16 protein-coding genes and 1 riboswitch are annotated in these 23343 nt (G+C 36.5%); of the genes, 13 read left to right on the forward strand and 3 right to left on the reverse strand.

Going from position 1 to position 23343, the window contains the following annotated elements; all coding sequences use genetic code 11:
• The first annotated feature begins 403 nt into the window (after nt 1-403).
• The 9 genes from AB3M96_RS07830 (at nt 404) to AB3M96_RS07870 (ending at nt 14825) form a co-directional block, all read left to right on the forward strand.
• A complete protein-coding gene (locus AB3M96_RS07830) occupies nt 404-3457 on the forward strand; it encodes a GNAT family N-acetyltransferase (RefSeq protein ID WP_412967027.1) in 3054 nt (1017 codons plus the stop codon).
• On the forward strand, nt 3444-4295 hold the full coding sequence (locus AB3M96_RS07835; RefSeq protein WP_412967028.1) for an amidohydrolase family protein: 852 nt from the start codon (nt 3444-3446) through the stop codon (nt 4293-4295). Before AB3M96_RS07830 ends, AB3M96_RS07835 begins: the two co-directional genes overlap by 14 nt.
• A gap of 738 nt (nt 4296-5033) precedes the next feature.
• Nucleotides 5034-5570 (forward strand): ribonuclease H-like YkuK family protein, encoded by a 537-nt coding sequence (locus tag AB3M96_RS07840; protein WP_412967029.1) that lies wholly within the window; start codon nt 5034-5036, stop codon nt 5568-5570.
• Nucleotides 5571-5695: 125 nt separating this feature from the next.
• Nucleotides 5696-6607 carry a hypothetical protein gene (locus tag AB3M96_RS07845; RefSeq protein ID WP_412967030.1) on the forward strand — a complete coding sequence of 304 codons (912 nt, stop codon included), beginning with the start codon at nt 5696-5698 and terminating at the stop codon, nt 6605-6607.
• Between the two features lie 254 nt (nt 6608-6861).
• Nucleotides 6862-8103 (forward strand): cysteine desulfurase-like protein, encoded by a 1242-nt coding sequence (locus tag AB3M96_RS07850; RefSeq protein ID WP_412967031.1) that lies wholly within the window; start codon nt 6862-6864, stop codon nt 8101-8103.
• Nucleotides 8104-8258: 155 nt separating this feature from the next.
• A complete protein-coding gene (locus AB3M96_RS07855; protein WP_412967032.1) occupies nt 8259-10202 on the forward strand; it encodes an oxidoreductase in 1944 nt (647 codons plus the stop codon).
• A 269-nt stretch (nt 10203-10471) separates the two neighbouring features.
• Nucleotides 10472-12838, forward strand: coding sequence for a polyprenyl synthetase family protein (locus AB3M96_RS07860; RefSeq protein WP_412967033.1), 2367 nt, complete (start codon nt 10472-10474; stop codon nt 12836-12838).
• A 341-nt stretch (nt 12839-13179) separates the two neighbouring features.
• A complete protein-coding gene (gene rlmD / locus AB3M96_RS07865; RefSeq protein ID WP_412967034.1) occupies nt 13180-14571 on the forward strand; it encodes a 23S rRNA (uracil(1939)-C(5))-methyltransferase RlmD in 1392 nt (463 codons plus the stop codon).
• Nucleotides 14572-14654: 83 nt separating this feature from the next.
• Nucleotides 14655-14825, forward strand: a complete 171-nt coding sequence (locus AB3M96_RS07870; RefSeq protein ID WP_412967035.1) for a hypothetical protein — start codon at nt 14655-14657, stop codon at nt 14823-14825.
• A 98-nt stretch (nt 14826-14923) separates the two neighbouring features.
• Here AB3M96_RS07870 and AB3M96_RS07875 read toward each other — a convergent pair whose 3' ends face one another.
• Nucleotides 14924-16066, reverse strand: coding sequence for a TIGR04053 family radical SAM/SPASM domain-containing protein (locus AB3M96_RS07875; RefSeq protein ID WP_412967036.1), 1143 nt, complete (start codon nt 16064-16066; stop codon nt 14924-14926).
• 223 nt (nt 16067-16289) lie between these two features.
• Between AB3M96_RS07875 and AB3M96_RS07880 the strand changes: the two genes are divergently transcribed.
• Complete coding sequence (locus AB3M96_RS07880; RefSeq protein WP_412967037.1) at nt 16290-18926, forward strand: putative bifunctional diguanylate cyclase/phosphodiesterase; 2637 nt, start codon at nt 16290-16292, stop codon at nt 18924-18926.
• A 125-nt stretch (nt 18927-19051) separates the two neighbouring features.
• On the opposite strand, the gene AB3M96_RS07885 is transcribed toward AB3M96_RS07880, so the two are convergent.
• On the reverse strand, nt 19052-19966 hold the full coding sequence (locus tag AB3M96_RS07885; RefSeq protein WP_412967038.1) for a YncE family protein: 915 nt from the start codon (nt 19964-19966) through the stop codon (nt 19052-19054).
• A 117-nt stretch (nt 19967-20083) separates the two neighbouring features.
• Nucleotides 20084-20377, reverse strand: a complete 294-nt coding sequence (locus tag AB3M96_RS07890) for a hypothetical protein (protein ID WP_412967039.1) — start codon at nt 20375-20377, stop codon at nt 20084-20086.
• Between the two features lie 235 nt (nt 20378-20612).
• Nucleotides 20613-20718, forward strand: a riboswitch (SAM riboswitch).
• Between the two features lie 85 nt (nt 20719-20803).
• On the opposite strand from AB3M96_RS07890, the gene AB3M96_RS07895 reads away from it, so the two are divergent.
• The 3 genes from AB3M96_RS07895 to AB3M96_RS07905 are packed head-to-tail and all read left to right on the forward strand — an operon-like array spanning nt 20804 to nt 23333.
• On the forward strand, nt 20804-21817 hold the full coding sequence (locus AB3M96_RS07895; protein ID WP_412967040.1) for a methionine ABC transporter ATP-binding protein: 1014 nt from the start codon (nt 20804-20806) through the stop codon (nt 21815-21817).
• Nucleotides 21807-22478: a methionine ABC transporter permease gene (locus AB3M96_RS07900; protein ID WP_412967041.1), complete on the forward strand. Its 672-nt coding sequence runs from the start codon at nt 21807-21809 to the stop codon at nt 22476-22478. The genes AB3M96_RS07895 and AB3M96_RS07900 overlap by 11 nt, the downstream gene beginning before the upstream one ends.
• 21 nt (nt 22479-22499) lie before the next feature.
• Nucleotides 22500-23333 carry a MetQ/NlpA family ABC transporter substrate-binding protein gene (locus AB3M96_RS07905; RefSeq protein ID WP_412967042.1) on the forward strand — a complete coding sequence of 278 codons (834 nt, stop codon included), beginning with the start codon at nt 22500-22502 and terminating at the stop codon, nt 23331-23333.
• Nucleotides 23334-23343: the final 10 nt, after the last annotated feature.

Here is a 23343-nt window from a genome sequence, read left to right on the forward strand (position 1 = left end):
CCTAAATTATCATTACAGAGAAAAGCATTGTAAAGGTAAACTGATTTACAAAATAAAAGGAGAAATTACAATTCTTAAAACCTTCTTCCTAGAAAAATAGGGAGAATATAATAGTATATGTCGTTTTTACAAGAAATTTTTTTTAGAATAATAGGTATTTTGAAGTACTGTCATAGTCAATTGTCACGTCATACTAGAGTGGGGACAAGCAACTGTAGAGACACACTTAAAGACTTTTTCCTGTTTTAAGAAGGTTTATTGGAAATGAAAATTGAATTAGTATGATGAGAGAATGTACTACCTTTTGAGTATGTTATCGGGATTAATTGACTAATCACCGCATACTATGATTGTGGTGTATGAGAGAAATGAGAGCCATACTATTCATATGGAGGATTACATAATGAAACAAACGAAACAGAAAATTGAAATCGTCGAATATCATGATGGTCTGGCAGCTGGCGTTGCTGAGATGTGGAATCTAAGCCGTGAGGGATGGGGTGGAGATTCTCATATAACAACAGAAGAAAAGGTACGTACACAAGAAGCAAACTCTAGCAATCTTAATCTTTATTTAGCAATGGATGGAGATAAGGTAGTCGGGTATTGCGGTCTGAGTGAATACCGAGAAGATGAGGGTGCTTTATACATCCCTCTGTTAAATGTTCGCACAGATTACCATGGACAGAAAATAGGGAAGATGCTTTGCTTAAAAGCAATAGAACGAGCAGTTGAGTTAAACTGGCCGAGACTTGATTTGTATACATGGGCTGGGAATACGAAGGCTGTACCATTATACAAGAAATGCGGATTCTTCTGGGAAGATCGTGACGATTCAACCCATTTGATGAACTTCATGCCAACTGTACTAAACACTGAAGCAGTAAAAAGTTATTTTGAAAAAATAGATTGGTATAATGCAAGTACAAGAATGATTGAAGTCACGCCTGACGGTAAAAAAGAGAATGAGTTTACTTATTATGAGTATTCATGGGATTCAAACGGAGAGAAGCTTCGAATGGAGTTTGAACGAACTGGTCGTGGCATCCGTTCAATTGAGACAAATGATTATGCCATTACTGCTTCAGTTGAGGACTTTAAACTGGTAAGTGATGCTACATATAAGATCCGTTATTATATAAAAAATAAAACTGGTCAACCACTACAAGTTGAACTTAAAGGTAAAAATAATAAAATTGTTCAATTTTCCTATGAGCAGTCTCTTACAGTGGAAGATGAGACTGTCCTTGAGGCAACTTTTCATCTATCTCAACTTGAGGAAGAGCAAAGTAATTGGAGAACACATCCTGCTGTCGTTACTGATATATGGATTAATGGGAAAAAGGCAAAATTTGCAGTAGGTGTTTTACCAAAACTACCAGCAAAACTAACAGGGGTTGTTCCTGGTTCCCAGTGCTATGTAAATGAAGAGTCTGTTTTTTATATTGACCTAGAAAATAATTTCAATGAATCTGCAAAGTTTACACTGTCCATTCCAGAAAATGAGCTACTTTCACTTAAGCAAACTACTTTTAGCGTGACAGTAGATTTAAAAGGGAAGACATCTATTCCAGTCCCGTATATTCTATTAAAATATGGCTTCTACAATCCATCTATTGAGATTAAGGTTGAGAGGGAAAGTGGTGTAGAGCATCAGTTTACTAAGCAAATCGGAATAGGTTTTAAGGGACTGGGAGCTCGTTTTTACGGAGAGTGTGATGACTATTGGCATATATATAATGGGCTGTATCATCTTTATTTAAGTAAATTTGATAATGATCTTATTCCGGGCAGAATCACTAGTAAAGCACAGAAAACAATCAGCATGTTTCCTAAACTAGGAAAGCCATATTCGAGTGAATTCTCAAAACGAAAGCCGAAATTAGTAGAATATAAAGAAGAAGAGGGGGCAATCGTTTTATATGCAACCTATGAATCTTCTGACTTTGCAAATGTGGAACTAGTTAGTGTTTCCAAGCTGTATGGTGAAGGTATTGTTGAATATTCGTTTATCGTACGCAACAAAAATAATTCAGATACTACCGAGCCTATTTGGATATATCACCCATTCTATCATGAATTAAATAAACCAGTTTTTGTCATGAAAAATGACGTGATACAAGTAGATGACAAAGCCTACTCTGATTATGGTCTTTGGAATAGTAAGGAATTAACTGAAAACTGGTTATTCTCAAGGTATGACTCTTATTCTCATGGAATCACTTGGCCGAGCGAAGCAAACATTCATTTTGAAAATTGGTATATGTATGTAGAGCATAACCTTGGCAAAATTGAAGGGAATGGTGAAAAGAGAACGAAACCTGTGTACCATTCTTTCGGTGCGTACCAAACCTGGGAAGAGTTTCGAGAGTTTGCAATAAGAAAAAGTCTAAGAACAGCACCTGGTTTAAGCGACTTTTTACTAGAAACAAAAGCTAGTGAAGTGTTATTGACTGATAGAAAAGCGGGGTACATACAGGGCAATGTTTCATTTAATAATGGCGCTCCGATAACAGTTACACAAGGGGATGAAACAAAAGAAGTGCACTCTTCTGTAGAAAAGGCCACAACACCTTTTTCAAAGATTCAAGTTAACTATGAAATAAATGGGGTAAAAGGCTGTAAACAAACCTTATTTTTCAACCCTACAAAAGAGCCTGTTTCCATTAATAAAGTATTGAAAGATGATGTCGAAGTTTTAGAAGCAAGTAATGGTGAATTATCTATTGCAGCTGCTGAAAGCTTTTATCCAACATTATTCTCATTTAAGGTAAATGGTACGGAATGGTTAGTCTCATCGTTTCCGACTCTCGGACCAAAAGCATGGTGGAATCCATGGAGTGGCGGTATTCATACAGTATTTAAAGGGATCAATTATAAATCGTATGCAAAGGAAGAATCCTCAGTATCCGAAGGGACATTACTTGATCATGAAGGAAGGTTATGGAAAGGTATAAAGATTTCGACCACCTTCACTCAAAATGAGGATTATAAGGGGCTTGAAATTCATCAGTATTACGTAATGCTACCTGGTATTCCTGTCCTGGCACTTGTTACAAAGCTTGTTCAAAATACAGGAACGTATATGCATTATAAAAATTGGCATACAGAGGCAAGCTTTAAACTAGGCTGGTTGCAAAATGTGGGTAGTGACAAAAAATATCTAGCAGGAACAACAGAAATCACGCCTGAAGTATCTGAGCATATTATTATTGGCTCTGCTAAGGATGAACAGAAATTACAGCTAATAGTTGAGCGGGAAGCTGTTGAAGGTGAAGCTTATTTGAATAAAGAGGTCATGCAGGTGGCTCTTTGGAGAGAAATTCAATTAGCGAATGGTAAAGAACACCTTTCAGCGCCTTCCTTCCTCGTTGGTTCTAACGAGATCTTAACTACAGACGAAGTAAATGAACTTCGAAGAATGACATTTAAAGAGGTTAATCATGAAAATAATTGACGCACATATCCATTATTCAGAAATAAAAAGCTTTCATGAAACAGCAAGAAATATATCCAAAGTGGATTACTCATTTGAAGGACTACAAAAGGAATTCAAAGAAAACAATGTGGTACTCGGAATTGCAATGGGAGTAACTGAAACGGCTGGGGAAGGATTTCCCGACTCAGCCTCAACCTCTCCCATGGGGATTGATCTCACAGCGGATATACCTAAAAATGTGGTCTACTGCGCAGGTATTAATCCTTTTAAACTTGATGAAGAGGCTCTATTACAATTAGAAAAAGAGGTTCAACAGCCTGAATGTGTAGGTATAAAAATCTATCTTGGGTATTACCCATTTTTCGCCTATGATGAGGTATATGAACCAGTCTACAAGATTGCTAAGAAGTACAATGTCCCTGTCGTCTATCACACTGGAGACACGTATTCGGAGCGAGGCAGATTGCGTTTCTCACATCCTCTAGCAATAGATGAGGTGGCCGTAAAGCATAGAGACATGACGATTATGATGGCTCACTTTGGAGACCCTTGGGTACTTGATGGGGCAGAAGTGGTATATAAAAACTCAAATGTGTATGCTGATTTATCAGGACTTGTAGTTGGTGCAGATGGTGACATTAAAAAACTCCAGGAAACAAGATTCTTTGACCATCTGCTGCATGCCTTAACATTCACAAATAATTATGAAAAATTCTTATTCGGTACTGATTGGCCACTAACTCCTCTCAAGCCATATATTGAATTTATTAAAGATATCATCCCGGAAGAGTATCACGAGGATGTATTTTACAACACAGCACTAAAGGTATTTCCTAAAATTAAAGCATTTTTGTAATGGGTCAAGGGTTTCCTTGTCCCGTTTTTTTATTTTAGCTTCTAAAGTAATCTACTGGTTCCTATTTTGGTAGTGAGGGTAGCAAAAATGAGTGAAGCTCCACGAGAAGTTGGCGAGTCCGAGTGGTGCTAGTGGTAAAAAAGGTGTCAGCGCCACCCGAAAGTGCAGGATTCGAGTGGTGCTCATGGTAAAACTGGTGCCAGTGCCACCCACAAGCGGTGTGTAGATTTAGAAGCTTTTTCAACTAAAATAAGGTGTTTTTAACGCACTTTCCAAGGTGTAACAGCACATGAAACAACCCTATATTCCAACTAAACAAACGCTTGTTTGAAAACCGAACCCCTTGTTATTCCTGGGAGTAACAGCTAAACAAACGTTTGATTGAATAAATATTTTACGATTAGTACTGATGATAATGAAAATTAAATACAAAGGTCAGTTTTTCTATTCTTAAACCAAATCTTCTTAGAAGTATAACAGCCAAAAATACAACCCAAAAGTCGAACCAAACAAACGCTTGTTTGAAAACCGAACCCCTTGTTATTCCTAGGAGTAACCGCTAAACAAACGTTTGATTGAATTAATATTTTACGAATAGTACAGATTAAAATAAAAATTCGAAACAAACCCCATTTTCAACTCAAAAATTATTAGTCCTAAACACATCAAAATGATTCCCGCCATAAGATAAATAAAAAGCAAGTCTTAAAAAGGCTGGGAAAGTTGTGATGTGTACTTATGGAAAACAGTTCTGACCGTCCCTACTTGTTTAGTAATTTAAGCGAAAAAGAGATGAGTTTTGATCAAGTTTTTAACCATATAATCAATTTTATGCAATCGCAAGCCCACGGCAGATTTCGGTTGATAATCGGTACAGATTCCCAAGTTCATCAAACAAAAACAGTTTTTATTACAGGAATTGTTATTTTAAATGAAGGGAAGGGCGTCTGGGCTTGCATTAGAAAAGTGGTTGTACCAAGGAAAATGAAACATTTACATGAGAGGATATCATATGAGTTATCTTTATCAGAGGAGATTGTAGCTTTATTTACCGAGGAAAAGAAGGCAAGGTTAATTGATATCGTTCTTCCAAATTTATATCAAGGTGCTTCTTTTACAATGGAGGGGCATATTGATATAGGTGCTGGAAAGAGAAATAAAACACGTGAATTCGTTAATGAAATGGTAACAAGATTGGAAGCGATTGGTGTAGAGCCAAAGATAAAACCTGATGCTTTTGTTGCATCTTCTTATGCGAACCGTTATACAAAATAACTAAGTTAGTGCCATCTTAATTGGAAGGCACTTTATTTATGATTTTTATTTTCAGAATTATTGAAACTTTGATTGCGTTAAAACGTACATAATATTACTGTTAAAGAGGGAGGAGGAGGGCAATGATGAAGTATGTTAAAATTATCATTCTGATTATAGTGGCAAGTAGCTTATTACTTAATTTCTTTTTGTTCTCGAAAATAACTACTATTGAAAATAGCTTAGAAAATATATCACTCTCCCAAATGGATATTATGAGCAATGTTAGTGAACAGACAAGTAATGTGACGAACATTATCGAAGATTTTAAACAGGAGCAAAGCTGGATCAGCACCGTTCAATGGGAGATTCAAGACCAGAATGTAAAAAATGGTAAAGCAAATTTGTATTTTAAGTGGCAAGTAAAAGAACTTGTACCAAATTCTTTAGTAGCTATTCATTATAAATATGGAGATAAACAAGAGTATCAGTCAGTTACTGCTAAAACACCGGGAGATGGATTGTTTGAAGCTTCTGTTCCTATTGAAGTGAATGTAGAGCCAGAGTGGTCTGTAAACACTATAATCTCCAATAATAATCAGACCATGGTAGAAGAGAGTGTAAGAGGCTATGAAGAGTATAGTAAGGAAGAAATAGATAAAAATGATTTTTCATATTATATCACAGTCTCAAATGAGGATGTTATAAAGAGCAGTGAAATTGATACTGTTCATCTTGGGGAACTTGCGATGAGGTATTATGGGTATTTGGAAACCTCGGTCTATCTTGAAGGAGATGACTTCAGCGTATCAGTTACCCAATATAAAAACGAAAGTGACATCTTCTTAGAGGAAGCATATTTAATTAAATATAAAAATAACACAAAGGTAGAAGAAGAAAAGCTTGATACAAGTAATTATAATGATGAAGACCCTTATGGACCAGAACGTGAGCATAGTATTCATTTTCCAAGTAAAGATGGGGAGTTTAATAGTCTCCTTTTAAAAGTTATCTATAGTAATGGTACTTCCTTTGAAAAAGAAGTTTACAGAGAATAATTTTTAGAAAGGTTATAAGAATGTGACCAACTACGGCTCTGATCATGAATTTGGCTAGAAAATATGAGCTAGCGGGCCACCAGATAAGATAACCTCGTAGACTAGTAAAAAGAACCGTATAGAATTTCATGATCCTCTATATAATTATAGAGGGTTCTTTTTTTATAGTCCTAACTTTTTAGATATATGCAGGAAATAACACTAAAATAGAGTATTACTAGTAATGAGGAAGTATCAAAGGAGGTAGGGATAACATGTTCTCAATTCAAGAAATCCGTAACCAATTTCCAGCTGTATCACGGAAATATAAAGGAAAACAAGTTGTGTATATGGATGGACCAGGCGGCTCACAAGTGGTTCAGTCAGTAATTGACTCTATGGTTGCTTATATGACAAATGGTGGAGCGAATCTACATGGTGAATTCCCAACTAGTAAGGAGACAGAGGAGTATATTGATGCTGCTAGATGTGCTATGGCAGATCTTGTAGGAGCTAAACCAACAGAGGTGGCTTTTGGACAGAATACAACATCTCTTATGTTTTCAGTCTCAAGAGTCCTGAAAAATGAGTGGACGGGTAAAGATAATATTGTCGTAACTGAAATTGACCATCGCTCGAACGTAGATACTTGGGCAAGTGCAGCACAAGAGTCAAATACAGAGGTTCGTTTTATTCCAGTTGATACTGAAACCCTTACTCTCGATCTATCACATTTACCACAATTAATCGATGAAAATACAAAACTAGTAGCTGTAACTTTGGCTTCAAATGCCGTTGGAACTATCGTTGATGTTGAGGAGATATCTAAACGAGCTCACCAAGTAGGTGCTTTACTAGCAGTTGATGCAGTACACGCTGCTCCTCACTTTGCAATTGACCGTGATAAAATAGGTGCTGATTTGTTATTCTGCTCGGCCTATAAGTTTTTCGGTCCACACCTAGGTATGGCAGTCATAAGAGAAGAGATTTTTAAAACGTTATCTACCTATAAATTACAACCCGCACCTAGTTATTTTCCAGATAAGCTTGAGACTGGTACACAAAGCCACGAAGCAATTGCCTCTATAGAAGCAGCGGTAAACTTTATCGCAAGCTTAGGAACTGGGGCAACCAGACGTGAAAGAATTGAAAACGCGTTTATTAATTTAGAAGAGCATGAAAATAGGTTAGCGAATAAGCTTAGAAACGGGTTAGCTAGTATTCCTGAAGTAACACTATATCAAGCGGATAACCTAACTCCTAAAACACCAACTATTGCTTTTACTATTAAGGGAACCGATCCTGTTGAAGTATGTAGGTGGATTGCAGAGAACGAGTCTATTTTTATTGCAAGTGGGGATTTTTATGCTTCTACCCTCGCAGATAAATTAGGAGTTAATGATAATGGTGGCTGGATTCGCGCAGGTCTTGCTCCATATAATACAGAAGAGGAAGTAGACCGTTTAGTGAATGCTGTTAAAACGTATGTAACCCAAAATGTAACACTGCAGAGATAGAGAAGAGAATCCGAGACGTGTAAAGCGTTTCGGATTTTTTACTTTAAAATGTCAAATTACTATCACAAATTAGACTCGTTTCCAGGTCTATAATAGTTAATGGAGTATATTTTAAGATAACTTGTGAATTGATTCACATAGGAGGGGGAACTACTATGGGATATCATTATTTATTCCAAAGAGGAAAAATAGGTAGTTTACTATTAAAAAATAGAATTGTCATGCCAGCAATGGGTACTAGATTGGCTGGGCCAAACGGTGAAGTTAATGATCACCTCATCGCTTACTATGAAGAAAGAGCAAAGGGTGGAACAGGACTAATTATAACAGAGTACACATGCATTGATTACGAATATGGCAGAGGGGCAATCAATCAATTACGGATTGATGATGATTCCTTAATTAATGGGTTTCACCGTTTAGCCAAGGCTATCCAAAAATATGGTGCGAAAATATTTGTTCAGCTTCATCATGCAGGAAGAGAATCAACTTCAACCCTATTAGGTGGTAAACAGATTGTAGCCCCAAGTCCGGTTATGTGTGAGGCTATCGGGGAACAACCACGGGAATTGACTACTTTAGAGGTAAAGGAAACTATTCAAAAGTTTATAGCAGCTGCTGTTCGCTGTAAGCATGCGGGTATCGATGGAGTTGAACTTCATGGTGCTCATGGGTACTTAATCAATCAGTTCTTAAGTCCCAATACAAACTTACGAACAGATGAATACGGTGGTAGTTTTGAAAACAGGATGAGGTTTTTAGAGGAAATCGTTCTAGGTATAAAAAATCAATGCGGGAAAGATTATCCTGTTACAGTTCGGCTAAGTGTTGATGAATTTGATGAAGAAGGAATTGATGTTAGACTCAGCAAGAAAATTAGTCGTTACTTAGAGAATATTGGAGTGGATGGCCTTCATGCTAGTGCGGGAAATTACAACTCAATGGATAAAATCATTGATACCCCACTATATGAACAAGGCTGGAAGGTATATCTTGCCGAGGAGATAAAAAAGGAAGTAAACATACCAGTGATCACAGTAGGTTCGATTCGTGAACCAAACTATGTAGAATCCATACTTGCTGATGAAAAAGCAGATTTTGTTGCAATTGGTCGAGGACTCATTGCAGAACCGGATTGGGTTCGAAAAGTCTCGGAACGACGTGAAAGTGAAATAAGAATGTGTATCTCCTGTCTTCATTGTGTATATTCCAAGGGTCATGTTGAATGCTCTGTTAATGCTAGAACTGGTAGAGAGCTAGAATTTAATGAGATGAGAAAAATTGAAGAAGGAAGACATGTTGTGATTGTTGGTGGAGGTCCAGGTGGGATGGAAGCTGCCAGAGTATTAACCGAAAAAGGGTATGAAGTAACCTTATTCGAGAAGATGGGCAAACTTGGTGGACAATTAAATCTAGTAACAGAACCAGTTTATAAAAAGAAAATGGATTTATATATAAATTATCTATCAAGTGAAATGAGCAGATTACATGTAAATGTTAAACTAAACACAGAGGTTACAACTGAAGAAATTCGTTCACTACAGCCATTTGCAGTTATTCTTGCGACTGGATCTAAGCCATTATTACCAAATATTCAAGGTATTGAGCTTCCACATGTACATCAATACGATACAGTAAAGCTTGAATTGGATAAATACATCAATCAGAGAGTTGCGGTAATTGGTAGTGGTATGGTCTGTCACAGTACTTGTAGAAGACTGGCGGAAAAAGGGAATTCTGTAACATTTATTGAAGTCCCAACAAAGTCTGGAAGTAGAATAGGGGCTGCAACAAGGTTAAGGCTGTTAGATAAACTGAAAAAAGAAAATGTAAATATCGTGTTAGGAAATGAAGTCTGGAAAATTATGCAGGATGGATTACTAGTGGTGGAAAAAGACCGAGGTGAACAGCGTTTGATTGAAACTGATCAAGTGGTCATTGCGATGGGAGTCGAATCCTATAATCCGTTAGAAGAAACTCTTCGAAAGCATATTGAAAATGTCTTCGTCATTGGAGACGCAGCTGGACATGCCTCCCTTTCAGATGCAACAAGAGGCGGCTTTGAAACCGCATATGTGCTTGAATCGCTTGTGAAATAAAGTATATTTCAATTAACCTGTCTATGTAAACTTTGTATATAAGCTCTCAAAGTAAAAAGGCATTTTTTAGAATAGAGCCGAAATAGAATTTAAACAACTTCCCCCTCAAACAATTGTTTTGAGGGATTTTTTTATAGATGATAGCATTAATTTTTAATAAGTTGATATTAATGATTAATAAAATGATATATTGATGTTATTAATACTAGTTCGAGACTTTGCATAGATAACAATAAGCGAAAATCCCATGAATTAGAGGTAGTAAATAAATGAATGTTGGATCAAACATGAACGTTGACACATGCTATCGGTTAGCAGAGGAGAAAGCGGAAAACTATTTCAAAACCCTTCATAAACAGGTACTGGAAAAAAACTATGTCAATGTCCTGATGAAGGATTTTCAATCCTGGAAACACAACCATATTCACAACTACTCGATACTGAGTAATCTATCCCGAAAGAAACAACCTGATTACAAGGACTACCACCGATATATCGACTGGTTGGAAATAACAGGAAAACTTGATAATTACTTAAATAGAAGCATTTCATATATTTTTATGAGAGATTTGGGTAAGCACCTTGAATCGACTGAAACACAGGTACGAATTAGAGAAATAATAGAGAATCTCAAGACACAACTTACTGCTAGTTCTGAAGAAAAAACGGAAATATATAGTGTGCCAGGATTATACCGATGGGCACAGAAAGAAGGAATTGAATCCTCCTTCATATGGTTAATGAGTAAATTAAAGAAGGTATCTGAAAATATACCAGACGGCATGGATTCTACTCATGCCCAGAGAAAGTTGATTAAGATAATTGCTGGCGTTTTAATGCATGCAATTGAAGAAATGGGACAGGAAATTTCGCAAGTTGATCGTACAAATAGACTGGATGAAGCTATTAGACTAGGATATTGCTACGGACTAACGTATCCTTTTATAGATGATCTCTTAGATTCGACCGTCTTAAATGAAAATGAAAAGAGAGAGTATTCTAATTTAATTCGCACTACTCTTATTCACCGTTCAGTACCTCAACTAGAGTGGGCAGGTAGTAATGAAGAGTTAATGGTGTTTATCCATGCTGAACTACAAGAAGCCTTTGAATATATAAAGTCTAAACAGCAGCACAATCAGATTGAGACATTTTTTGATCAATCATATGTGTTCTTTCATTCACAGGAAGTGGACCGGATAAAGGATTTAACCAATCCTTCTTACACAAATGAAGAACTCTATATACCTGTTATTCTTAAATCCTCTTCTTCACGGCTGATTGCTCGTTCAGTGATCGGTGCTCCCGAGGATGAAGGATTTGATAATCGAACCTTCTTTTATGGAATTTATAATCAGCTAGCAGATGATTTTGCTGATATGTTTGATGATTTACAGGATGGTGCAGTAACTCCGTACACGTATTATATAAAATATCATAATAAGCGCTCTGACCTAATAAATCCATTTGAGTTATATTGGGCAGTTATCTCAAACTTAATCCATAACGTATATAACTCCGATCAGAATGCGTGTGAGGTTATCCTTGATCGTGCTATAAACGGGTTGAAGAGATGTCAAGAACGAATTGGAAAGACGAAGTACAAGGAAGTCATGCAACTATTTGCCTCTGGAAACCCTGCATTTAATCAGGTTATTCAAAAGATGGTTCGAAAAGCAGATGATGTTGATTTCTTTGATAAATTACTTAGAGATCAAATCATTACTACCCTGAAAAATGAAAGGGAAGAGCAGGAAACCTTTATGAATCTCGTTAAATCTGTACGTAGTGAAATAAACGAGATATTACCAATACCTGAAAAAGAAGTGTTCCCCTTACTGAAGGAGCAAATTGTTGATGCAGCAAATTACAGTCTTGAAAGCGACGGTAAGCGATTAAGACCGATTATCACTTATGTATTAGGGGTAAATGAATACGGTCTAAGTAAAGCAGCGTTGCTACCACTTATTAAATCATTGGAATATATGCATACTGCGTCTCTTATTTTTGATGATCTTCCATCACAGGATAATGCGTTAACTCGAAGGGGGTATCCAACCCTTCATCATGTGTATAACACTGCAATCGCAGAATTGACAGGACTATTTCTAACGCAAAGGGCAATTGAGGAACAAACATTACTTGACGAATTCGATACAAAATCAGTACTCAGTTTAATACAATATTCCGCACGTGTTGTTGGAGAGATGTGTCGAGGGCAAGCGATGGACTTGAATACGCAGGGTGAAAGATTATCTTTAGAACAATTGAATATGATGTGTTTTTATAAAACAGGCATAGCATTTGAAGCATCTCTTGTCATGCCGGCAATCCTGGCACAAGCAAAAGAATCAGAAATAATATCATTAAAAAAATTCGCGAAACATGCTGGTATCGCCTTTCAAATCAAAGATGACCTTCTTGATGTAGAGGGAGAAAGCACGATACTAGGTAAATCAGTGGGGAAAGACATGGAGAACAATCGCTCAACCTTTGTGACAATATTGGGCGAAGAAGAAGCAAAAAAAGCAATGTGGGATCATTACTGTCTTGCCACGGAAACCTTGAAAGAGGTACCAAATAAAACATCCTTTTTTAAACACTTATTAAATTATATGGTGAACCGTGATTCTTAACATACTATGAAAAACGAACTATGATAGCAATTGCCACCAATGGTGATTGCTTTTCGTGTTTTATATTTATTGTTCTTTTAAGAATACAGCATATATATTTAATTACTTTAAAACCTAGGCAGTGTACTAATGTTAATATCTACTAGCGATTTAATAATTCCAAATTGAGTCATTGTCCTATATACTAGTTTAGTATGCTTTAAAATAGGACACAAATGAATATATCGACAAAGCAGGGGCTAACATTACCCCTGCAACAACCTAACATGTTTGATAAAAACCATATTATAAATAAAAATATATATTTTAATAGATGCAAGCTGTAAGAAGGAGGAGCATTAATGACCACAACAAAACCAGAAATAATGATTGCTGAAATAAGCCATTTAGATGAAAAAGGTTCTGGCCAAGCTGCTGTATGGCGTGAGAATGAAGAAGGTAGAAAGAAAAAGCTGAAGCTTACCATCCCGCAAACTCTCCCTGGTGAGAAAGTGCGTGTAACTGTAGATCAACCTGACAGAAAGAGAAGAAAGGTAATGCCAGAGGAAATTCTTGAAAGTCACGAACACCGCATTGAATCGGCATGTCCACATTTTGAAAAATGTGGAGGTTGTGTATGGCAGCATTGGAACTATAATGGCCAACTGCAGCAAAAGACAACTTATGTGAAGAGTGTACTTGAGGCCCAAGGGTTTGACACAAGCCTTGTCCGAGATACGATGGGTATGGAAAATCCATGGCATTACCGTAATAAAATGGAGTTTACCTTCTCACCAGAGGGTGAGCTTGGTCTTCATGAACAAGGTAACTTTAGAAAAATTATTTCACTTGAAACATGCCTAATTGCTGGAGAGAAAATGGTAGAGGCTGCAATGGAAGTTGCAACATGGGCGAAGGACCATCAATTAAAAGGCTATAATAAAGACAGACATGAGGGACTGCTTCGACACTTAATGGTGAGACAATCCTTTGTAACGGGCGAGATCATGCTTGCTCTTTTTGCAACAGAAGCTCCGGAAAACAATCTGCAAACAGCAGTTGATGATTTAGTAAAACGTATCGGTGATAAGTTTCCTGAAGTAAAAAGCTTAATGTGGCTTGAAAATACGGATTGGGCTGATCGAACTCAATCTGAGAAAAGTCATATCTTATCTGGTCGTGACTTCATATACGATGAAATGGACGGTTATCGTTTCCGTCTATGGTTTGATACATTCTTCCAAACAAATCCAACACAAGCACAAAAGTTAGTCGATTTAGCGGTCGAATTTGGTGAACCAAAGAAAGATGAAAAAATGATCGATCTATTTTGTGGTGTAGGAACGTTTTCACTTCCATTTGCATCTCGAGTAGAAAAGCTTGCAGGTATTGAAATTGTTGAAACCTCAATAGAATCAGCAAAGCGAAATGCAAAGGACAATGGTCTTGAAAATACGTATTTCTTGGCAAAAGATGCGAGAAAAGGGATTGATGAAGTATTAGAAAGCTTCGGAACTCCAGAATTATTATTACTTGATCCACCACGTTCAGGTGCGGGTGGAAAGGTAATGAGAAGAATTGGACGCTCTCAACCAGAACGTATTGTTTATGTATCATGTAACCCAGATACATTTGCAACGGATATTAAAGAACTTGAGCCGTTTGGCTATACGTTAAAGGTTGTACAGCCTGTTGACTTATTCCCTCATACTGTTCATGTTGAAGCAGTGGCGTTGTTAGAAAGAAATAAATAATAGTTAAGGCAACTCACCTATGTTAAAAGGAGAGTTGCCTTTTTACTTACCCTGGCCAGAATGAACAGTCCTTCATAAGAGTAATGAAGGACACAGTTGATAAAAGCCAAAAAGAACAGTCCTTCATAAGAGTGATGAAGGAAACAGATGATAAAAACCGAAAAGAACAGTCCTTCATAAGAGTGATGAAGGACATAGTTGATAAAAACCAAAAAAGAACAGTCCTTCATAAGAGGGTTGAAGGACAAAATTGATAGAAACCAAAAAAGAACAGTCCTTCATAAAGGGGATGAAGGACAAAATTGATAAAAAGCTTTATAAAACTTTCTTCATAACAGCAATAAAAAAAGTCTTAGACCGTCTTTTTCCCGCGCATAGCCTCCGGTATATATACACAATAAGGCTCGCTTTCTAAGTAATCGCCTGTTAAAGCAAATGTTCTTGAGCGTGAACCTCCACAAATATAACGATACTCACAGACTCCGCATTTTCCTTTATATAAATCTGGGTTGCGAAGCTCTTTAAGTACTGGTGATTCACGGTAGATTTCTTTTAATGTCCTTTTTCTCACATTTCCTACTTTAATAGGTAATAGTCCGCTAGGGAACACATCCCCGACGTGAGATATAAAAATAAATCCATTCCCATCATTTACTCCTTTTGGGGCGCGCTTCAGCCCATCAATCAAGGAAGCATAATCAGTGGAAATCGTATCTTCATAACGAATGGTACCTCGTTCTAGTTTATGTTCCTTCACCTTTTGTTGGTGAACAACACGTCTATAATGCTGTGCAGCCGTTGTTTTGATGTCAAATGGAGATGTTTTATTTAACTCATATAACCATAGAAAAACCTGTTCATGTTCAGTGGGAGTGATACATGCATCGAGTTGTCCCCTACCAGTGGGGACTAGCAAAAAGATATACCACATAACTGCTTTTAGTTCTTTTACGAGCTCTGCCATTTCAGCAAGATGCTTGTAATTATATGTAGAAATAACTGTGTTAATTTGTAAAGGCATATTAAGTTCATTCAAGTACTTTATTTTTTCAATTGTTAGCTGAAAAGAGCCGGCTGTTCCTCTAAAATGGTCATGTATTTCTGGAGTTGGACCATCAAGACTGAATGCCCACCTAGATAAACCAACCTCCTTAGCTAATTGCATTCTTTCTTTTGTTACATTCTCAGTCGCACTTGGGGTTATAGAAACACGCATCCCCTTTTTAATAGCGTAATCTGCTAATTCAAACAAATCCTCACGCAACATACAATCCCCGCCCGAGAACACAAGCATAGGGTTATTCATTTCATAGATCTGGTCGATGAGTTTTATTCCTTCCTCGTGGTTTAATTCATCAGGGTGTGGTTTGGTTTGTGCATCTGCTCTGCAATGTACACACTTTAACTGACAAGCCCTTGTTACTTCCCAAATAGCGATAAACGGGTTTAGATTATAGTCGATTATTGGATGTTGTGGGTATATTCTACCATGCATTTTCCTCACCTGTTTTCTATAATAGTAGTCACTACTATCATTATAGGTTTCTATAATAGGATGGCTTAGAAAAGGATGTTACGAAATACCAACAAATTCAGAAAACTACTTAATCACTCTGGTAGAATTCAAACATCCCTCTTAGAGTTGTATTATGGTATGATAAATTTTAATAACATACTCGCGGTGAAAACCTTTTATAGAAGGTAATTAGGAGAGAAACATGATAGGATATAAACCAATTATTCGTAAATTTAATAGTGAGATTGTCCTCTTGTTAGCTCTTATGGGATTGGTATTTCTAGCTTCTAATGAAAAGCTAACATTTATATACGGAATCACGTTTACTTTCTCAAGTGTTTTTATGTTTTTAATTCTTAGAATCTATGGATTGACAGCTACAATTGTAACTGGATTAATTGCTATTCTATTTGTCCCTGACGACTTTAGTAGTGTGCATTATTCTCTTGTTGTCTTAATAGAAAGTATATTTGTAGGTTTATTTTTTCTTGGAAAACGAAAGTCTAAAATGTTTTTTGTAGACGCTCTTTTTTGGTTGGTAATAGGAGCGCTTCTTCTCTTTTTCATTTATCGGCCAACGATTGCTGGTAGTGCTCTTTATTTTCAAGTTAGTAAAGATATTTTAAACGGTCTTTCTAATGTATTAATTGCTGATATGCTATTAGCCTATTTTCCTTTTTATAAGCTGGTTAAAAATAAAAGGATAAGTAAAAACAATGTCTCCATCCATCAGTTTATCTCTCATATTACTATTTTTTCTATTCTTGTTCCTTTTTTTATAAGCTTACTTGCTAACACATTGTATACGTATGAAACGATTTCAAAGGACCTTATCACGAAAGCAGATGCACGAGCAACGCGTATCGAAAGCGAAATTCATAATCGTATTGGAGAGGAATTGGAAACTAGTAGTAATGAAGTGATAGGTCAGTTGGAAGAGATTATTGCTTATAATAAATCCATCGAAAATGACATTATAATTGTCAATAATAAGAATCATATTATAGCATCGAGCTTATCAATGGCTGAAACTACGATGGGATATAATCTAGAGGAGAATTATTTTTTAAAAGAGATGTCTCCAAATCTTTATGAAGGATTTCCAAAAAATAATGAAACGATTCATCCTATCGTTAGGTGGGCAGAAGGTTCCTATTTTTATGTTAGACAGATAGATTCTTATCAAATTGTTCTTAAATTCCCGATCGCACAATATCAAGAAGAAATATTTATTGTTGCTCTTGATCAATTGAAGTATTTACTTTTATTTGCAATAGGTATCATAATTTTGGTAGCAGCTGTCAGTCGTATGCTTACTATTAATCTAAAACAACTAACGATTATTACAACAGGTTTGCCGCAAAAATTACGTAACTTAGAAATAATTGAATGGCCTCAAAGTACAATTGCCGAACTACGAGTGTTAAGCAAGAACTTACGGAAAATGGCAGATAAATTAAAGGAATTATTTCAGGAAAGTATTGAGATGAACGCAGTTCTAAGTGAGCAAACAGCTCAATTAAGGGAATCTGAGGAAAAACTACATCGTCTAGCATTTTACGATGGACTTACTTCATTGCCTAACCGATATTACTTTCAAAAGTATGTGAGGGAACTTATTCGCATCACCAATAATAAGCATATTGCGATCATCTTTATTGACTTAAACCAATTTAAACAAATTAATGATACATTAGGCCACGATGAAGGTGACCGACTACTGAAAATCACTGCTAACAAATTAAAAAAGTTGCAACAAGATAATAGAGAAGTATTCCGTTTGGGTGGAGATGAATTTGTAATTGTCCATTGTATGGATCACAAAGAGGAAGCTAAAAATACTCTAGAGTTAGTCCTTAAGGAGTTCTCAACCTATTTTGAGGTCGGTGGCCAGGCGCATTATATTACAGCAAGTGTCGGAGTAAGCATGTATCCAGATGATGGTGACGATCTTGACACGCTAGTGAAGTATGCTGATATTGCGATGTATATGTCCAAAGAACAAGGAGGAAACATCGTCCAATTCTTTGACCAATCCATGAAGGATAAATTTCAATCTCGTCTAATGATTGAAAATGCACTTCGCGCTGTTGTTGAAAAAGGCGACTTTGAGCAGTTCTATCAGCCAAAATCACTAGCAGGAAAAGTAACAAGTATTGAGGCATTGCTTCGATGGAATGATCCTAAGTTAGGTCCTGTATCACCGGGCCTATTTATCCCAATTGCAGAAGAGATTGGACTAATCTCACAAATAGATGATTGGTCTCTTGTACGGGCTTGTGTTCAAAATAAACTCTGGCAGGATGAAGGGATTTTATCAGTGCCTATTTCGGTTAATATATCAGCCACACACTTTCAACAAGAGTATTTGGTAACCATGGTAAAGAATGCATTAGATATTTCAGGGTTGGAACCACAGTTTTTAAAACTCGAAATAACAGAAAGTGTATTTATTAAAGAACCGCAACATGTTGCAATTGTCATCAAAGAGCTAAAAAAACTAGGTGTACAGATCTCAATTGATGACTTTGGAAAAGGATATTCATCCCTTTATCAATTACTAAAACTACCAATTGATGAAATTAAAATTGATAGACAGTTTATTCAAAATATAGACGAAAACGAAAAGCAAGAACTACTAGTTAAATCCATTTTTGATATAGCTCACGGACTACGATTAAATGTAGTAGCGGAAGGGGTGGAAACCGAAGAGGAAAGTCATTTACTAGTTAAAATGGGCTGTGATGAAATACAGGGGTATTTATATAGTCCACCACTAGGTAAAGATGAGTTTGTGGCTTTTCTTGTGAGGGAATCAAAAGGAATTGAATTATGTTGAAGATAAAAAAGCCCAGTTGTGGGCTTTTTTAGCAGATAGGAAAGCATAAAATTCTTTCCTATCTGCATAACTACGGCTCTGCTGTCGCCTAAAGTCTCAGCAATCGCCGAGTTTTCTAACTTTTTTTATCGGTTTAAGAATGCAATACCATCTGGATGTATCCCTACATCAATTCGACCTTCTTCTTTTAATGTGCTCATATTTATAATTGAAATATCATTTGTTTTGTTGTTTGCAACGTATGCATATGTACCTTGTTCATTAAATACGATACCGCCAGCCCATCTACCAACAGGGATTCGTTTTATCTCCCAAGGACGGACTTGTTCATTCACCTTATGTTCTACTTGAATGACAGAAACATCACTCGAATCACGGTTGGCAATTAACGCGTACTTTCCGTCTGGAGAAAATACTAGCCGAACTGGTATGCTGCCGACCCTACGCTTATGTAATACTTCATATGTTTTTGTATCAAGAACAAATAATGTGTTGTCATCTTGATTTGCAACGTAAAGATGGTTTCCATCAGGATGCACAGCAACACCTTCAGGACCTGGTCCAACAGGAATATGGTTTATAATTTCTTCTTTTTGTACATCGATAACGGTAATATTATGGCTGCCGATATTTGGGACATAACACGTATTACCATCTGGTGAAAAAGAAACCATATGCGAATACTTTTGATAAGTAGGTAGTATTTTCTCAATCTCATCCGTTTCTGTGTTAATAATAAATACTTTCTCACTATACGTAGAAGCTAGGTATAGCTTTTTGCCATCCTTCGTTAGCCCTAAACCGTGAGGGAAATTGAAATCGGGATGCTCAAGTCGCTTTGTAATTTCAAATGTTTCATTGTCGATAATATCAAGCTTATTCCCTAATGAACATGCAACATAGGTCTTTTTCTTATCTAGTGAAACAATAACCTCATGTGGATTATGACTTGTTTCAATTGTTTTAATTACCTCGCTTGTTTCTAAATCAACTATAGAGATTGTATCTTCATCTTTGTTTAGTACAATTAGATGCTCCATTATTTGTTCCCCCTTATACGAATATAAATGGATTTTAACACAAGTATTTCGGATGTAGAAATAAATTGTGAAATAAAAAGAGACTCTTCAAGTAGAGAGTCTCCCAATTATGTAATGCTATTGAGTAATGCTAATGTCTCCGTCTTCGCTAATTTCAACAGTTGAATAGCTTTCAAACGTTTTCATGTTTGTGATTTCATGTTCACCAGGCTTTGCAAAGCTTTCCATGTATTGTTGGTAAACTTCTGGGTCTTTTACAATATGATAGAAAAACACCTTTTTACCATCTACTTCATCATGAGTTCGCAAAAGAAATTTGTCTTGGTATTCACTTTTAAACCATTCTCTAGCTTCTTCATGACTATTAAAATCAGGCATCTTTTCATAGATCATAGTTGGATCAATATTCATATGATAGCCTCCTTTTCATACTTACCCATAGCATACCCGAATATTCTTCAAAACATCCAATTAAATAAGAGTACGAAGGTAGGTAAGTATACAATTAAAAATTTTACAAAAAATTTTTTAGGTTGAAATAGAGCCATTGTAAGCGTTTAACAACACCTGTTTAGGATTTACTAGTGATTGACAAAAAAACGATACCTTTGTAGTATCATAACTAAGTTAATTACATATTCAATCAAACTTATCCAGAGCGACCGAGGGACTAGGCCCTACGACGTCCGGCAACCCCCATTTTGGGAAGGTGCCAATTCCTGCAGAATGACATTCATTCTGAAAGATAAGTCGAGATAATTTGTTACGTATTTCGATGTCCCTTTCAGTATGAAAGGGGCATTTTTGCATTTTACATGAGTAAAGAGAGGTAATTCTATGATCGAAATTCGTAATCTTTCTAAAATATATCATACGAAAAATGGGAATGTCACAGGTGTAAATGATGTTTCTCTAACAATAAATGAAGGGGAAATATTCGGGATTGTTGGATATTCAGGTGCTGGTAAGAGTTCATTACTACGTTGTATTAACCTACTTGAGAGACCTTCAACAGGGAGTATAAAGGTAGATGGAATCTACCTTACATCTCTTAAGAGTGATAAACTTCGTGAAGCACGTTTAAAAATTGGGATGATCTTTCAACACTTTTATTTGATTAGTCAAAAGACAGTCTTTGAAAATATCGCTTTTGCATTAAAAGCTGCTAATCTACCAAAAAATCAAGTGCAGAAACGTGTTGAAGAGCTACTTGAAATGGTGGGTCTTTCTGACAAAAAAGATGTATACCCATCGCAGCTTAGTGGGGGGCAGAAACAAAGAGTAGGTATTGCACGAGCATTAGCAAATGATCCAAAGGTTTTATTATGTGATGAAGCAACTTCTGCATTGGATCCTACTACTACGAAGTCTATCTTAACTTTATTAAAAAAGATAAACAAAGAGCTTAACATCACAATCGTGCTTATTACTCATGAAATGAATGTTGTGAAGGAAATCTGCAACCGGATGGCAATTATGCAGGAGGGTAGGGTTGTCGAAGAAGGATTTGTATATGACGTTTTTGCTAACCCTGCTGCAGATCTGACAAAAGAGTTTATTGAAAGTGTTGTAAACTTTGATATCCCGGAAGTAATAACAGATGCATGTGAAGGCCCAATCGTAAAGGTGACCTTTCGAGGCAAGGTTGCAGGAGAAGGTGTTATTTCGGATATGCTACAAACCTTTAAAGTGAGAGGTAATTTCCTTCACGGATCAATTGAGTATATTCAAGAGCTTCCATTAGGCATTTTTATCATGGAATTGAAAGGGAAGGAAGAGGAGATACAGTCTGCACTAAAATACATAGAAGAACGTGCAGCCCAAGTGGAGGTGTTACATAATGGGGTTTGATTTTACTCATCTCGTCGAACTGCTTCCAGACATTAATACAGCGTTCTTCCAAACCATTTATATGGTTACAATCTCTTTACTAGTATCAATCGTTATTGGTCTTCCAGTAGGAGTCCTATTATACGTTACTGATAAAGGATTATTTTTAGAGAACCGTTTTGTACAAAATGTGTTGGGTTTCGTTGTAAATTTAATTCGTTCCATTCCGTTTATTATTCTATTGGTTTTTCTAATCCCGTTAACAGATTTAATAGCGGGAACAACAATCGGGCCAAAAGCGGCAAGTGTTTCGCTTTCGGTTGCTGCCATTCCATTCTTCGCTCGAATTGTAGAAACTTCAATGCGGGAGATTGATAGAGGGGTTATCGAAGCGGCGATTGCTGCGGGAGCAACACCATGGATGATCATAAAAGATGTGTTACTTTTGGAATCCCGTTCAGGAATTATTTCAGGGGTTACACTAACGTTAATCAGTCTAATCGGTTTTTCGGCAATGGCAGGAACCGTTGGTGGCGGTGGAATAGGGGATTTAGCAATCCGCTATGGATATTACCGGTACGACGATACGATTATGATCGCAACAGTTGTCATTTTAATTATTTTAGTTCAGTTAATCCAACTATTAGGTGACTATATCGCCAAAGTTGTAGATAAAAGATAAAGTAAAAAGGAGAAATGAATAATGAAAAAGTGGGTTTTAAGTGTTTTATTAGTATTAGTAGTGGGTGTTATTGCAGCTTGCAGTAATACAGCAAGTAATGAAGGTGGTAGTGAAGCAGGTGAGGAATCAAAAGAAATCAAAATTGGGGCAACAGCCGGACCTTATAGTGACATGGTGAAAAAAGCACTACAACCAGGTTTAGAGAAATTAGGCTATACTGTTGAACTTGTAGAATTTAGTGATTATATACAACCAAACAAGGCATTAGATAACGGTGATATACAAGCTAACTTATTCCAACATACAATCTACCTAGAAAACTTTGAAAAAGAAAACAATATGGATTTAACAGCTTTATTAACGGTTCCAACAGCTCCAATGGGTATCTATTCCAATGTTTATAGTTCTATAGACGATGTAGAAGATGGTGCAACTGTAACTCTTCCAAATGACCCAACGAATGCAGCACGTGCGTTAAATACATTACGCGATGCGGGTTTAATTACAATAGCAGAAGATGCAGATCCATTAACCGTTTCTGAAAAAGATGTTTTGGAAAACAAAAAGAATTTGAAGTTTCAACCAATCGAAGCAGGTCAATTGCCACGTTCAGTTGAAAGTGCGGATTTAGCTGCTGTTCCCGGTAACTTTGCTTTAGCAGCAAGTATGAATTTACTTGATGCACTAACACTTGAAAATATGTCTGATTCTTATCGAAACGTTGTAGCAGTAAGTGCAGCAAATGAAGATTCACAGCTTGCAAAAGACATAAAAGCGGTTGTTGAATCTGATGAATTTGAAAAAATAATTGATGAAGAATTTCAAGGTTTTGGTAAACCAGCTTGGATGAACTAAATAAGTAGGA

The sequence above is a fragment of the Ferdinandcohnia jepli genome, from assembly GCF_047246645.1.
GTDB lineage: Bacteria > Bacillota > Bacilli > Bacillales > Bacillaceae_L > Ferdinandcohnia.